The following is a 14,406-nucleotide window of genomic DNA, read 5'->3' as shown; positions in this document are numbered from 1 at the left end:
ATTAGATAATACTTTTTAAATGCGAATATAGGATTCCTATAATAATTGCCAACCCGAAACTTAATAAAGTACCAATAAAGTAATATTCTGTTAAGTTTCTTTTTTTGTCAGTATTTAACCCACTAAACCTAAAAGATTTGGCAGCAATCAAGAAACCTATTAATTCCCATTGTTTTATTATAATAAATATAAAAATTAATAGCCTTTCAATTATTCCAATATATGTTCCAGCTTTTGCTAATGATTCATCATTATTCTCTTTGTTTTTAGGAGTCCATTCATTGATAATTACTTTTATTATGATGGCAGAAACATTTGTTAATAATACTATTGTTATTAATAAAATTAGTGTTTCACTATTAAATAATGAAGCGGTTGATAAATTGAAATCTGTATAAATAGAAGTTGTTAGAAATAATATTGATAAGTGTAATATTTGATCTAGAAAAAACCACTTACTCTTTGTTTTTTTATTCTGAAGATAGATTTTTGAAACATCAAAAATAAAATGAGAAACAATAATAATTATAAATCCTAGCCAATATTCTTGTAAATTAAATTGCAGAAAAATCAGTAATAATAAGGAATGAATACCTATATGTAAATAGAGTTTAGAAGATTTAATTTTCTTCTCTTCTTTGTTTTTTACGTCTTTTTTAGATTGAAAAACAAAATCACCTAAAATATGTGCCAATAAAATCTTTAAAAATAGTAACATTCTATTCGTTTATTTTTTTGTTAATTATTTTTCTAAAACGTTTTTCTAACTTCATTATAGGTTCTAGTCCTGCGCGTTTTTGTCTTTCACTAACTCGACCTTGTGTAATTCCTAATATTGCTCCAATTTCCTTTTGTGTAACATCTTGTTTTTCTAAAGATATTTTAAAAACTTCTGCTGAATTTTTTGTCCAAGAATCTATCGTTAATAAAGCTAAATTGAATGCAATATTTAATTCTTCGTCAATTTCTTTCCAGGGAGTTTTTATGGCTAAATTCTGTTTTTTTAAATAATTATCAAAAGCAAAACCAGAATTGACAAAAGCTTCTCCGTTAGATTCTGTAATTCTATCAACATTAAATTCTTTTTCACCTATTCCAATGCTTAGTCTAACATCAACATTTGCAGTGCTTTTTAAATGAGATTTAATTCTTAAGACAGTATTTAAAGCACTTTCACAATTTTCTATTTCTAATTGAAAACTATCACCTCTATAAACCTGCCAATATTTAGGAGATGTACCAAAAAATGATAGAACTAGCTTTAATTCTGACAACCATTTTTGGTTAGAAGATTTTCTAGAATTAATTATGTCTCCTGTTATAATGGTAATCATTCCTTTTTTTAGTAAATATAATATATTTCATAGTTATTTATTAGTTGTGAATAAAAAATAGCTTTCTTACTTTACATAAACGAATAGATTGGTTAATTTCACACTTTCAAATTCTTTTAAAACAAACTATTGAATACATATTTAGATTCTTTAAACGACGCACAAAAGCAAGCTGTCTTACAAAAAGACGGACCAATGATTATTATAGCAGGTGCAGGCTCTGGTAAAACACGTGTATTAACTTACAGAATTGCGCATTTAATGCAGCAAGGTGTAGATTCTTTTAATATTCTGTCGCTTACATTTACAAATAAAGCTGCAAAAGAAATGAAGGCAAGAATTGCTGGAGTTGTTGGTAATAGTGAGTCAAAAAACTTATGGATGGGAACTTTCCACTCCGTTTTTGCAAGAATTTTAAGGTCAGAAGCAGACAAGTTAGGTTTTCCAACCAATTTTACAATTTACGATTCGCAAGATTCAGTTCGTTTAATATCAGCAATTATTAAAGAAATGGGGTTAGATAGAGAACGCTATAAACCAAAACAGGTTTTAGGTCGTATTTCATCTTTCAAAAACAGTTTGGTAACCGTAAAAGCGTACAGAAATAATCCTGAATATCTTAAACAAGATACAGAAGCAAGTAGACCAAAAGTAGGAGATATTTATAAAATATATGTAGACAGATGTTTTAAAGCAGGAGCAATGGATTTTGATGATTTATTGTTAAGAACCAATGAGTTATTGGCTCGTTTTCCAGAAGTTTTAGCAAAATATCAAGATCGTTTTAGATATATTATGGTTGATGAGTATCAAGATACAAATCACTCACAATATATAATTGTTAGAGCTTTAGCAGATAAATTTGGAAACATTTGTGTTGTTGGTGATGATTCGCAAAGTATCTATAGTTTTAGGGGAGCAAATATCAAAAATATCTTAAACTTTCAGAAGGATTATCCTGATGTAAAAACGTTTAAATTAGAACAGAATTACCGTTCAACAAGTAATATTGTAAACGCTGCAAATTCTGTAATAGAAAAAAATAAAACCAAGTTGGATAAAGAAGTTTGGACTTCTAATGACGCTGGTGAACCTATAAATGTAATGCGTACAATTTCCGATGGAGAGGAGGGTAGGTTTGTGGCACAATCAATTTGGGAAAACCAAATGAATCATCAATTAACACCAGATGATTTTTGTGTTTTATATAGAACGAATTCGCAATCTAGAGCTATTGAAGATGCTTTACGTAAAAAAGGAATCGATTATAAGATTTATGGAGGAATGTCTTTTTATCAAAGGAAAGAAATTAAAGATATTTTGTCTTATTTACGTATTTTAATCAATCCAAATGATGAAGAAGCGTTAAAAAGAATTATCAATTATCCTGCTCGTGGTATTGGTGCAACAACGATTGATAGGTTAACAATAGCAGCAAATCATTATAAAAAATCAATTTTTGAAGTTTTAAAATATATTGATAAAATCGATTTAAAAATAAATTCTGGGACAAAAAACAAGCTTAAGAATTTTATGGTGATGATAGAAAGTTTGCAAATACAAGCGCAAACTAAAAATGCATTCGAAATAGCAGAAATAGTTGTAAAAAAGACACAGTTAATTAAAGATTTAGAAAAAGACGGAACTCCAGAAGCAGTTAGTAAAGTTGAGAATGTTCAAGAATTATTAAATGGAATTAAAGATTTTATTACCGATAAAATTGAAGAAGGTGAAGATACCTCTTTAACTACATTTTTAGAAGATGTTGCTTTGGCTACAGATTTTGATGCTAAAAAAGATGATGATAAACCAAGTGTTTCTTTAATGACGATTCACCAATCTAAAGGATTGGAATATATGTACGTTTATGTTGTAGGTTTAGAGGAAAATTTATTTCCATCTGCAATGAGTATGACTACAAGAAGCGAGCTTGAGGAAGAACGCAGGTTGTTTTATGTGGCAATAACTAGAGCAGAAAAAGTAGCCTACTTAACGTACGCTCAAACACGTTATAGATGGGGTAAATTGGTAGATGCAGAACCAAGTAGATTTTTAGAGGAAATAGATGAAAAATATTTAAGTTACATCACTCCAAAATCTACAAACCCGACAATAAATAACTTTCTTGATAAAAGTATTTTTGATGACGCTCCAAAAGGAATTCGTTTTCAGAAACCGATTCAACGTAAAAAAATGGAACGTGATTTGGTGAAAAAGAAAGATATCATCATTCCTAAAAACTTAAAAAAAGTATCTCAAGCAACCTCAAAAGCTAATTTATTTGATGGTAAAATTGTTGTTGGTAACATTGTAGAACACAATAGATTTGGTACAGGTGAAGTAATTGCCTTAGAAGGAAATGGGCCAAATAAAAAGGCGGAAATTAAATTTGGTACTGTTGGAAAAAAGAAATTGTTATTGCAATTTGCAAAATTAAAAGTGATTGGTTAAAAATCATTCATAAAACTAAAAATAAATTACTATTTTGCAACGTTAAATAACTACAAATTATAAATTGTCAGTTCTAGTGTTTTCTTTTGATTATAAATGAAGAAAGAAAATGTATAGAGAACACTTCTCAAAAATAAATAAATGACATTCGATTTAGAGTACAATTCAGAAAGACCGTTAATGATAATACCAGAATACGGCAGACATATTCAAAAACTAGTAGACCATTGCTTAGCTTTAGAAACTAAAGAAGAACGCGATAAAATGGCGAAAGCTATTGTAGATGTAATGGGTAATTTACAACCACATTTACGTGATGTTCCAGATTTTAAACACAAACTTTGGGATCAATTATACATCATGGCAGATTTTAAATTAGATGTAGAATCTCCTTATCCTCAGCCATCTAAAGAAGAATTACAAGAAAAACCAGAAGGATTGCCTTATCCAAAATCGGCATCTAGATATCGTTATTACGGTAACAATATTCAAACAATGATTGATATTGCTTTGAGTTGGGAAGATGGTGATAAAAAAGAAGCATTGGTATTTACTATTGCGAATCATATGAAAAAATGTTATTTAAATTGGAATAAAGATACAGTTGATGATGCTGTTATTTTTAAGCATTTATATGATTTATCTGACGGAAAAATAGATTTAAGAGAAACTGAAGAAGCACTTTCTGAAAGTAAAAATTTATTAAGAAAACCGCGTACACAAGGGCAAGGTCAGAGTACTTCTAAAAGTAGCAACTACAAGAAACCACAACACAGCAATCAAAACAAACCTAGAAAAAGATATTAGTAAATGGCGTCATTTAAAATTGAAGGAGGACATAAATTAAGCGGAACAATTACTCCTCAAGGAGCAAAAAACGAAGTATTACAAATACTTTGTGCAGTTTTGTTAACTCCAGAAAGAGTAGTAGTAAATAACGTACCTGATATTATCGACGTAAATAAATTAATTTTTATTCTAGGAGAGTTAGGTGTAAAAGTAGAAAAATTAAGTAAAAACGCTTACGCTTTTCAAGCGGATGAAGTAAATCTTGATTATTTAGAATCTGCAGATTTTAAAAGAGATGGAAGTTCTTTACGTGGTTCAATTATGATTGTTGGTCCACTTTTAGCTCGTTTTGGAAGAGGATATATTCCACGTCCTGGAGGAGATAAAATTGGTCGTAGACGTTTAGACACCCATTTTGAAGGTTTTATTAGATTAGGCGCAAAATTTAGATATAACAGAGAAGAACATTTTTACGGAGTTGAAGCAGAAGAGTTACATGGGGTAGAAATGTTGTTAGATGAAGCTTCTGTAACAGGAACTGCAAATATTTTAATGGCAGCTGTTTTAGCAACAGGAACCACAAAAATTTACAACGCAGCTTGTGAACCTTATATTCAACAATTATCAAAAATGTTGAATTCTATGGGAGCAAAAATCTCTGGAGTTGGTTCTAACCTATTAATTGTTGAAGGAGTAGATTCTTTAGGAGGTTGTGAGCATACCGTTTTACCAGATATGATTGAAATTGGTTCTTGGATTGGTGTTGCAGTGATGACGCGATCTGAGTTAACGATTAAAAATGTTAGTTGGGAAAACCTTGGACAAATTCCAAATGTATTTAGAAAATTAGGAATTCAATTAGAGAAAAGAGGAGATGATATTTACATTCCAGAACAAGAATCTTACGAAATTCAGAACTACATAGATGGTTCAGTTTTAACAGTTGCAGATGCACCTTGGCCAGGTTTTACACCAGATTTATTGAGTATTGTTTTGGTAATTGCAACACAAGCAAAAGGAACTGTTTTAATACATCAAAAGATGTTTGAAAGTCGTTTGTTTTTTGTTGATAAATTGATTGATATGGGCGCAAAAGTTATTTTATGTGATCCACACAGAGCTACAGTAATTGGAATGAATTTTGAAAGCTCATTAAAAGCGACCAAAATGACTTCTCCAGATATTAGAGCAGGAATCTCTTTATTAATAGCAGCATTATCTGCAACAGGTACAAGTGTTATTAATAATATAGAACAAATTGATAGAGGTTATGAGAATATTGAAGCTCGTTTAAAATCTATTGGTGCTAAAATTGAAAGAATAGAAGATTAAAGTTAGGCTTTAGTCTAAAAAAAAATGCTGATTGTGAAAAAGGTTTATTAATAATTTAATAAAACTTTTAGAATATGATACGAGATTTAAGAAATGAAGAGTGGAAAGAAATTAAATTTGATGAAAAAATTTCTAAAGTAAAAATTTTTAAAATTTCAAATTTTGGAAGGGTTCTTTATTATAAAGATGATAAAGCGTTTTTAAGAAAAAAGAGTTTTATTAATGGATATGAAACAATTTCATTAAAACAATTAGAAAATAATAAAGGAACAAGTAGGTATGTTCATAAGATTGTGGCTCAACATTTTTTAGAAAAAGAAAATGAAGATCAAACTTTTGTTTTACATCTAAATTACGATAAAAAAGATAACAGTTTAGAGAACTTAAAATGGGCTACAAAACGGGAAAAAGAATTGCATCAATTTAAAAACCCTGTTTTTATAGAATCTAAAAAAAACAAAAAGACCAGTTATAAACTTACCGAAGGAAAAGTGAAAATAATAAAAAGGCAGCTTCAAAATAAAAGAACAAGAATAACCATGATTGCCAAACGATTTGGAGTTTCAGATATGCAGATTCATAGAATTAAATCAGGCGAAAATTGGGGACATGTTAAAATATAAAGAGATAAAAAATAGTGTCAATCTGACACTATTTTTTTGTTGGCAACGTTTTTGCAAATTAATTGTAGACAAATTTAAGATTACAAAAAAAATGAGTACGAAAGATAATATAAACGAAGAGGAAATAATAAACGAACAAGAAACTGTTCAAACTGAAGAAAATCAAGAGGTTGAAGCAGAAGTTGTAAAGGAAGAACCTACTACAGAAGAATTACTTCAAGCTGAAAAAGATAAGTTTTTACGTTTATTTGCTGAGTTCGAAAACTATAAAAAAAGAACATCTAGAGAGAGAATAGAATTATTCAAAACTGCTGGACAAGAATTAATGACATCTTTACTGCCAATTATTGATGATTTTGAGCGTGCTCTGACACATATTGAAGATGACAAAGAAGCTGAAGAATTAAGAAAAGGTGTTTTATTAATTTATCAAAAATTCTATAATACTTTAGAGCTAAAAGGGTTATCAAAAATAGAAACTAGAGAAGGTGATGTTTTTGATGCTGAGCATCATGAAGCAATTACACAAATTCCTGCTCCATCAGAAGATTTAAAAGGAAAGATAATTGACTGTGTAGAAAAAGGATACAAGTTAGGTGATAAAATTATTCGTTATCCAAAAGTAGTTATCGGACAATAAAAAGAATTATCAATTACGAATTATTAATTTCAGATTTTTAATCTTTTAATTTTTAATTTTTCAATAATAAAAATGGCAAAACAGGACTTTTACGAAATATTAGGACTTTCTAAGTCTGCAACTCAAGCAGAAATTAAGAAAGGATATAGAAAAATGGCTATTAAATATCATCCAGATAAAAATCCAGATGATACAACAGCTGAAGAAAACTTTAAAAAAGCAGCAGAAGCTTACGAAGTATTAAGTGACGAAAACAAAAAAGCACGTTATGACCAATATGGTCATCAAGCTTTTGATGGTCCTCAAGGTGGCGGCGGTTTCGGCGGCGGCGGAATGAATATGGATGACATATTCAGTCAGTTTGGAGATATCTTTGGAGGAGGCGGAGGCGGCTTTGGTGGTTTTGGTGGCGGTGGTGGTCGCCAACGTCAAGCAAGAGTTAAAGGAAGTAATATGCGAATTCGTGTAAAACTTACTTTAGAAGAAATTGCCAAAGGTGTTGAGAAAAAAGTAAAAGTTAGACGTAAAGTTCAAGCTGAAGGAGTTTCTTATAAAACGTGTACAACTTGTAATGGTTCTGGTCAACAAATGCGAGTTACCAATACTATTTTAGGTAGAATGCAAACTGCAACTACTTGTGGTACATGTTCTGGAGCAGGAGAAATTATTAGTAGTAAACCTAGTGGTGCAGATGCACAAGGTTTAATTACTAAAGAAGAAACTGTTTCAATTAACATTCCTGAAGGAGTTACAGAAGGAGTTCAATTAAAAGTAGGAGGTAAAGGAAACGAAGCTCCAGGTAAAAACTCAATTGCGGGTGATTTATTAGTATTAATTGAAGAAGTACCTCACGAAACTTTAAAAAGAGAAGGAACGAATATTCATTATGATTTATATGTTAATTTCTCTGAAGCAGTTTTAGGAACAAGTAAAGAAGTTGAAACTGTTACTGGTAAAGTTAAAATTAAAATTGATGCAGGTACTCAATCTGGTAAAATTTTAAGATTAAAAGGAAAAGGTTTACCAAGTATAGAACGTTATGGAACAGGAGATTTCTTAATTCACATTAATGTTTGGACACCACAAGAATTAAACAAAGAACAAAAGCAATTTTTTGAAAAAATGTCTGATAATGAGAACTTTAAACCAAGTCCAAACAAATCTGATAAATCGTTTTTCGAGAAAGTAAAAGATATGTTTTCTTAAAAAGATGTTAAGATTATTAAAAAAGTAGTTTTTTAATAAAAAAATGTTTTTTTGTAAGACAATTTGATATATATTTGCAGTGTTACCGAGAAATTGGTAACACTTTTTCTTTTTCATAGCAATTTTTCCCACTCATTTATGAGTGGGTTTTTTTATGACTTAAGAATGAATTTAAAATAGTATAGAAATTGCAGACTTATCTTATCGACTTGTTTTAACAAGTAGGAAAGTCCGGACACCAAAGAGTAATCATAGCGGATAACATCCGTCCAACGTGAGTTGAGGACCAGTGCAACAGAAAGAATGTACAGTTCGGCTGTAGTGAAACCAGGTAAACTCTATGAGGTGCAATGCCATGTAAATTAGAGCTTGAGGGCTACTCGCTCGATTCTAAAGGGTAGGCAGGTAGATTCTAAGAGTAATTTTAGAACTAGATAAATGATAAGAGCCTTTTTAAGGAACAGGATTCGGCTTATTAGTCTGCATTTTCTATATTTTTATTAAATTTTCATTTAAATGTTATAATACTTCCTTTTTGTTGATTTAAATTCAACGTTTTACGTAATAACTTTTTTTTATTCATTAATTAGAGCAATCTATTATTTATCTTTTAATATTAATATAAAAAATGTAAGTTTGTCACACTAAAATTAACAAAAACTTATACAGTAAATTCTTTGGTTTTAATATGATCAAAAAGACGAACTGTAACTAAAGATTTCTTTCATGAGCATTTATAAAGATTACCTTAAGCAGATAGAAGAACGAAAAGAACAAGGACTTCATCCACAGCCAATTGATGGTGCTGAATTAGTAAGCAAAATCATTGAGCAAATTAAAGATTTAGATAATGAGTACAGAGAAGGTTCTGTAAACTTTTTTATCTATAATGTTTTACCTGGAACTACCAGTGCTGCTGGTGTAAAAGCTAAATTTTTAAAGGAGATCATTTTAGGTGAATCAGTTGTAAAAGAAATTACACCTTCTTTTGCTTTTGAACAATTATCACACATGAAGGGAGGACCTTCTATAGAAGTTTTACTTGATTTAGCTTTAGGAGAAGATGCTGTTATTGCTACTGATGCTGCAAAAGTATTAAAAACACAAGTGTTTTTATATGAAGCAGATATGGAACTTTTAGAAAATGCTTTTAAAACAGGGAATTCTATAGCAAAAGAATTGTTAGAAAGTTATGCGCAAGCAGAATTCTTTACAAAACTTCCAGAAGTTGAAGAAAAAATAGAAATTGTGACTTTTGTCGCTGGAGTGGGTGATATCTCTACAGATTTATTATCTCCAGGCGCAGATGCACATTCAAGATCCGATCGTGAATTACATGGTCAGTGTATGTTTGAGCATAATAAAGATATGCAAAATGAATTGTTAGCTTTAAAAGAGAAACACCCTGATAAGCGTGTAATGTTAATTGCTGATAAAGGAACAATGGGAGTTGGTTCTTCAAGAATGTCAGGTGTAAATAACGTGGCATTATGGACAGGAGTACCTTTTAGCCCATATGTACCTTTTATTAACTTTGCTCCAGTAATTGCTGGTACTAATGGTATAGCACCAATTTTCTTAACAACTGTTGGGGTAACTGGTGGTATTGGTATCGATTTGAAAAACTGGGTAAAGCAAAAAGATGCTGATGGAAATAATGTAGTTGATGAAGATGGAGAAGCAATCTTAAAAGAAGAGTATTCTGTTGCTACAGGTACAGTGCTTACTATAAATACAAAAACAAAGAAATTATATAATGGAGACAAAGAGTTAAAAGATATCTCTACAGCTTTAACGCCACCAAAAATGGAGTTTATTAAAGCAGGAGGTTCTTATGCAGTTGTTTTCGGTAAAAAACTACAAACAATAGCTTGTAAAATTTTAGGAATGGATATTCCTCAAGTATATGCTACTTCAAAAGAAGTATCTATAGAAGGACAAGGTTTAACTGCTGTTGAGAAAATTTTTAACAGAAACGCAGTAGGAAATACACCGGGTAAAACACTACATGCTGGTTCTAACGTTAGAGTTGAAGTAAACATTGTAGGTTCTCAAGATACTACAGGATTAATGACTTCTCAAGAATTAGAGATGATGGCTGCTACAGTTATTTCTCCAATTGTTGATACAGGTTATCAATCAGGATGTCATACGGCTTCTGTATGGGATGACAAGTCTAAAGCTAACATTCCAAGATTAATGAAGTTTATGAATGACTTCGGATTAGTTACTGCACGTGATCCAAAAGGGAAATATCATGCAATGACTGATGTAATTCATAAAGTATTAAATGATTTAGCAGTAGATGATTGGGATGTAATCATAGGTGGAGATTCACATACACGTATGGCAAAAGGAGTTGCTTTTGGAGCAGATTCAGGAACCGTTGCTTTAGCATTAGCTACAGGAGAGGCTACTATGCCAATTCCAGAATCTGTAAAGGTTACTTTTAAAGGAGAAATGAAATCTTATATGGATTTCCGTGATGTAGTGCATGCTACGCAAGAACAAATGTTAAATCAATTTGATGGAGAGAATGTTTTTCAAGGAAAGATTATTGAAGTGCATATTGGTACTTTAACTTCTGACCAAGCATTTACATTTACAGATTGGACGGCTGAGATGAAAGCAAAAGCATCTATTTGTATTTCAGAAGATGAGACTTTAATAGAATCACTAGAAATCTCTAGAGATCGTATTCAAATTATGATTGATAAGGGGATGGATAATCCAAAGCAAGATCTAAAAGGATTAGTTGATAAAGCCAATGATCGTATTATAGAAATTAAAACAGGAACTAAATCGGCTTTAAAGCCAGATTCAGATGCTAAGTATTATGCAGATGTTGTTATTGATTTAGATAAGATTGTAGAACCAATGATCGCTGATCCTGATGTAAATAATGAAGATGTATCTAAGCGTTATACACACGATAATATACAACCATTATCTTTCTACGGAGGTACTAAAAAAGTAGATTTAGGATTTATTGGATCTTGTATGATTCATAAAGGAGATATGCAAATTTTAGCTCAAATGCTAAAGAATATTGAAGAGCAACATGGTAAAGTAGAGTTTAAGGCTCCTTTAGTAGTTGCGCCTCCAACATATAACATTGTTGATGAGTTGAAAGCAGAAGGAGATTGGGATATATTAGTAAAATACTCAGGTTTCGAATTTGACGATAACGCGCCAAAAGGAGCTGCACGTACAAAATATGAGAATATGTTGTACTTAGAGCGTCCAGGATGTAACTTATGTATGGGTAACCAAGAAAAAGCAGAAGCAGGAGATACTGTAATGGCTACTTCTACTCGTTTATTCCAAGGTCGTGTAGTAAGAGACACAAATGAGAAAAAAGGTGAGTCTTTATTAGCTTCTACTCCAGTTGTAGTGTTATCTACAATATTAGGTAGAACTCCAACAATAGAAGAGTATCAAGCTGCTGTTAAAGGTATTGTCTTAACTAAATTTAAGCCTTCTACTAAGAAGTTAGTGAGCTAATTTTAAAAAATAATTTAATTTTAAAATCCTGAGTCTTAGACTCAGGATTTTTTTTGCTCTTTAGTTAATTTTTTATCAATCAAAAAAATCTATTTTACTATTTGTATTAAAAGCTTTTAATGCAAAAAAGTATTTATAAAAGAATAATATATTTTGTATATTTAGGTACTTCTAATATAATAACAATAAAATATAAATCTTATGGCTTTTGATATTGATATGATCAAGAAAGTATATTCAAACGTTGTTAAACGTGTTGATGCTGCTCGTGAACTTACAGGGAAACCTTTAACTTTAGCAGAAAAAATCTTGTATTCCCATTTATGGGATGAAACTTCTAACAAAGCATTTGTAAGAGGTAAAGATTATGTAGATTTTGCCCCAGATAGAATTGCATTACAAGATGCAACTGCTCAAATGGCATTATTACAATTTATGCAAGCAGGTAAAACTAAAGTTGCTGTTCCTACAACAACACATTGTGATCATTTAATTCAAGCTAAAAACGGAGCAAGTTCAGATTTACAAACGGCTTTAAATACAAGTAACGAAGTTTTTAATTTCTTAGAATCAGTATCTAATAAATACGGATTAGGTTTTTGGAAACCAGGAGCAGGAATTATTCACCAAGTAGTTTTAGAAAATTATGCATTTCCAGGAGGAATGATGATTGGTACAGATTCTCACACAGTAAATGCTGGTGGTTTAGGTATGGTAGCTATTGGAGTTGGTGGTGCAGATGCCGTAGATGTGATGGCAGGAATGCCTTGGGAATTAAAATTCCCTAAATTAATAGGTGTTAAGTTAACAGGAAAACTTTCTGGTTGGACTGCGCCAAAAGATGTTATTTTAAAAGTTGCTGGTATTGTTTCTGCAAAAGGAGGAACAGGAGCAATTGTAGAATATTTTGGAGAAGGAGCAATTTCTATGTCTTGTACTGGTAAAGGTACAATTTGTAATATGGGAGCAGAAATAGGTGCTACAACATCAACTTTTGGATACGATGCTTCTATGGAGCGTTATTTACGTGCTACAGATAGAAGTGATGTTGCAGATGCTGCAAATGAAGTAAAAGATTATTTAACGGGTGATGCTGAAGTATATGAAAACCCAGAGCAATATTTTGATCAAGTAATTGAAATTGATTTATCAGAATTAAGTCCTTTATTAAATGGACCTTTTACTCCAGATTTATCTACAAAAGCAGGAGCTGATATGACAAAAGCAGCGAATGATAATGGTTGGCCGTTAAAAGTAGAATGGGGATTAATTGGTTCTTGTACAAACTCTTCTTATGAAGATTTATCTAGAGCTTCATCAATTGCACAACAAGCAATTGATAAAGGATTAAAAATGAAATCTGAATTAGGAATTAATCCTGGTTCTGAAAAAGTAAGATATACTGCGGATAGAGATGGTATTATAGGAATATTTGAAAAATTAGATGCTAAGATATTTACAAATGCTTGTGGACCTTGTATTGGTCAATGGGCACGTTATGATGATCCAAAAAATGCACCTAAGAACTCAATAATTCATTCGTTTAATAGAAACTTTGCAAAACGTGCAGATGGTAATCCAAATACACACGCTTTTGTTGCATCACCAGAAATGGTTGCAGCAGTTGCAATTGCTGGTCGTTTAGATTTTAATCCGATGAAGGATACATTAATCAATGAAAACGGAGAAGAAGTACTATTAGATGAACCAACAGGATGGGAGTTACCACCAAAAGGTTTTGAAGTAAAAGATGATGGGTATTTAGCACCAGAAAAAGATGGAAGTCACGTAAAAATAACTGTAGATGTTACTTCTGAAAGATTACAATTATTAGAGCCCTTTACTCCGTTAGGAAATGATTTAACAGGCGTAAAACTATTAATAAAAGCTTTTGGTAAATGTACAACAGATCATATTTCTATGGCAGGACCATGGCTACGATATAGAGGTCATTTAGATAATATTTCTAACAATTGTTTAATTGGAGCTGTAAATGCTTATGGTAAAAAAACAAATTTTGTAAAAAACCAATTAACTGGAGAGTTTGGTGGTGTACCAGATACAGCAAGAGCTTATAAAGCTGCAGGTGTAAAATCGATTGTTGTTGGTGATCATAATTATGGTGAAGGTTCTTCTAGAGAACATGCTGCTATGGAACCTAGACATCTTGGTGTTGCTGCTGTTTTAGTAAAATCTTTTGCTAGAATTCATGAAACAAATTTAAAGAAACAAGGAATGTTAGGTTTAACATTTGCAAATGAAGCAGATTACGATTTAATTCAAGAAGATGATACATTTAATTTTTTAGATTTAAATGAATTTGCTCCAAATAAACCTTTAACAATAGAAATTGTTCATGCAGATGGAAGTAAAGATGTAATTGTTACAAACCATACGTATAACCAAGGCCAAATAGAATGGTATAATGAAGGTTCTGCCTTAAACTTAATTAAAAAAGAAAACGCTTAATATATAAGTGATTCATATAAAACTCCTGAATTTATTCAGGAGTTTTTTTATTACATAC

10 protein-coding genes and 1 other RNA gene are annotated in these 14,406 nt (G+C 31.1%); 9 read left to right on the top strand and 2 right to left on the bottom strand.

Going from position 1 to position 14,406, the window contains the following annotated elements; translation table 11 throughout:
- Window position 1 precedes the first annotated feature (1 nt).
- Together BTO07_RS03925 and BTO07_RS03920 are read right to left on the bottom strand one after the other, a co-directional pair.
- The gene (locus BTO07_RS03925) at window positions 2–718 is read right to left on the bottom strand and encodes a DUF3307 domain-containing protein (protein ID WP_087519989.1); all 717 of its coding nucleotides are present in this window, start codon (window positions 716–718) and stop codon (window positions 2–4) included.
- Window position 719: 1 nt separating this feature from the next.
- On the bottom strand, window positions 720–1,334 hold the full coding sequence (locus BTO07_RS03920; RefSeq protein WP_087519988.1) for a sigma factor-like helix-turn-helix DNA-binding protein: 615 nt from the start codon (window positions 1,332–1,334) through the stop codon (window positions 720–722).
- A gap of 129 nt (window positions 1,335–1,463) precedes the next feature.
- Between BTO07_RS03920 and BTO07_RS03915 the strand changes: the two genes are divergently transcribed.
- The 9 genes from BTO07_RS03915 (at window position 1,464) to BTO07_RS03875 (ending at window position 14,348) form a co-directional block, all read left to right on the top strand.
- Window positions 1,464–3,785, top strand: coding sequence for an ATP-dependent helicase (locus BTO07_RS03915; RefSeq protein ID WP_087519987.1), 2,322 nt, complete (start codon window positions 1,464–1,466; stop codon window positions 3,783–3,785).
- A 141-nt stretch (window positions 3,786–3,926) separates the two neighbouring features.
- Window positions 3,927–4,592 carry a DUF4290 domain-containing protein gene (locus BTO07_RS03910; RefSeq protein ID WP_087519986.1) on the top strand — a complete coding sequence of 222 codons (666 nt, stop codon included), beginning with the start codon at window positions 3,927–3,929 and terminating at the stop codon, window positions 4,590–4,592.
- A gap of 3 nt (window positions 4,593–4,595) precedes the next feature.
- Entirely contained in the window at window positions 4,596–5,906 is a 1,311-nt protein-coding gene (gene murA / locus BTO07_RS03905; protein WP_087519985.1) for a UDP-N-acetylglucosamine 1-carboxyvinyltransferase, read from the top strand.
- Window positions 5,907–5,980: 74 nt separating this feature from the next.
- Window positions 5,981–6,529 (top strand): HNH endonuclease, encoded by a 549-nt coding sequence (locus BTO07_RS03900; protein ID WP_087519984.1) that lies wholly within the window; start codon window positions 5,981–5,983, stop codon window positions 6,527–6,529.
- Window positions 6,530–6,620: 91 nt separating this feature from the next.
- Complete coding sequence (locus BTO07_RS03895; protein WP_087522542.1) at window positions 6,621–7,169, top strand: nucleotide exchange factor GrpE; 549 nt, start codon at window positions 6,621–6,623, stop codon at window positions 7,167–7,169.
- Window positions 7,170–7,241: 72 nt separating this feature from the next.
- Window positions 7,242–8,375, top strand: coding sequence for a molecular chaperone DnaJ (dnaJ, locus tag BTO07_RS03890; RefSeq protein WP_087519983.1), 1,134 nt, complete (start codon window positions 7,242–7,244; stop codon window positions 8,373–8,375).
- Between the two features lie 187 nt (window positions 8,376–8,562).
- Window positions 8,563–8,866, top strand: an RNA gene (gene rnpB, locus BTO07_RS03885) — RNase P RNA component class A.
- Window positions 8,867–9,101: 235 nt separating this feature from the next.
- Window positions 9,102–11,879: a bifunctional aconitate hydratase 2/2-methylisocitrate dehydratase gene (locus BTO07_RS03880; protein ID WP_087519982.1), complete on the top strand. Its 2,778-nt coding sequence runs from the start codon at window positions 9,102–9,104 to the stop codon at window positions 11,877–11,879.
- 201 nt (window positions 11,880–12,080) lie between these two features.
- Window positions 12,081–14,348 (top strand): aconitate hydratase, encoded by a 2,268-nt coding sequence (locus tag BTO07_RS03875; RefSeq protein WP_087519981.1) that lies wholly within the window; start codon window positions 12,081–12,083, stop codon window positions 14,346–14,348.
- Window positions 14,349–14,406 lie beyond the last annotated feature (58 nt).

Origin of the sequence: Polaribacter sp. SA4-12, from assembly GCF_002163675.1 — a bacterium.
Taxonomy (GTDB): Bacteria; Bacteroidota; Bacteroidia; order Flavobacteriales; family Flavobacteriaceae; genus Polaribacter.
Note: the sequence above shows the minus strand (reverse complement) of the source record. Positions and strands in the feature narration are given on the sequence as shown.

What these genes read in the sequence shown, in the direction of transcription:
- BTO07_RS03925 (WP_087519989.1), bottom strand. Translation starts at nt 718, where the DNA reads ATGTTACTATTTTTAAAGATTTTATTGGCACATATTTTAGGTGATTTT.
- BTO07_RS03920 (WP_087519988.1), bottom strand. Translation starts at nt 1,334, where the DNA reads ATGATTACCATTATAACAGGAGACATAATTAATTCTAGAAAATCTTCT.
- BTO07_RS03910 (WP_087519986.1), top strand. Translation starts at nt 3,927, where the DNA reads ATGACATTCGATTTAGAGTACAATTCAGAAAGACCGTTAATGATAATA.
- murA (WP_087519985.1), top strand. Translation starts at nt 4,596, where the DNA reads ATGGCGTCATTTAAAATTGAAGGAGGACATAAATTAAGCGGAACAATT.
- BTO07_RS03900 (WP_087519984.1), top strand. Translation starts at nt 5,981, where the DNA reads ATGATACGAGATTTAAGAAATGAAGAGTGGAAAGAAATTAAATTTGAT.
- BTO07_RS03895 (WP_087522542.1), top strand. Translation starts at nt 6,621, where the DNA reads ATGAGTACGAAAGATAATATAAACGAAGAGGAAATAATAAACGAACAA.
- dnaJ (WP_087519983.1), top strand. Translation starts at nt 7,242, where the DNA reads ATGGCAAAACAGGACTTTTACGAAATATTAGGACTTTCTAAGTCTGCA.
- BTO07_RS03880 (WP_087519982.1), top strand. Translation starts at nt 9,102, where the DNA reads ATGAGCATTTATAAAGATTACCTTAAGCAGATAGAAGAACGAAAAGAA.
- BTO07_RS03875 (WP_087519981.1), top strand. Translation starts at nt 12,081, where the DNA reads ATGGCTTTTGATATTGATATGATCAAGAAAGTATATTCAAACGTTGTT.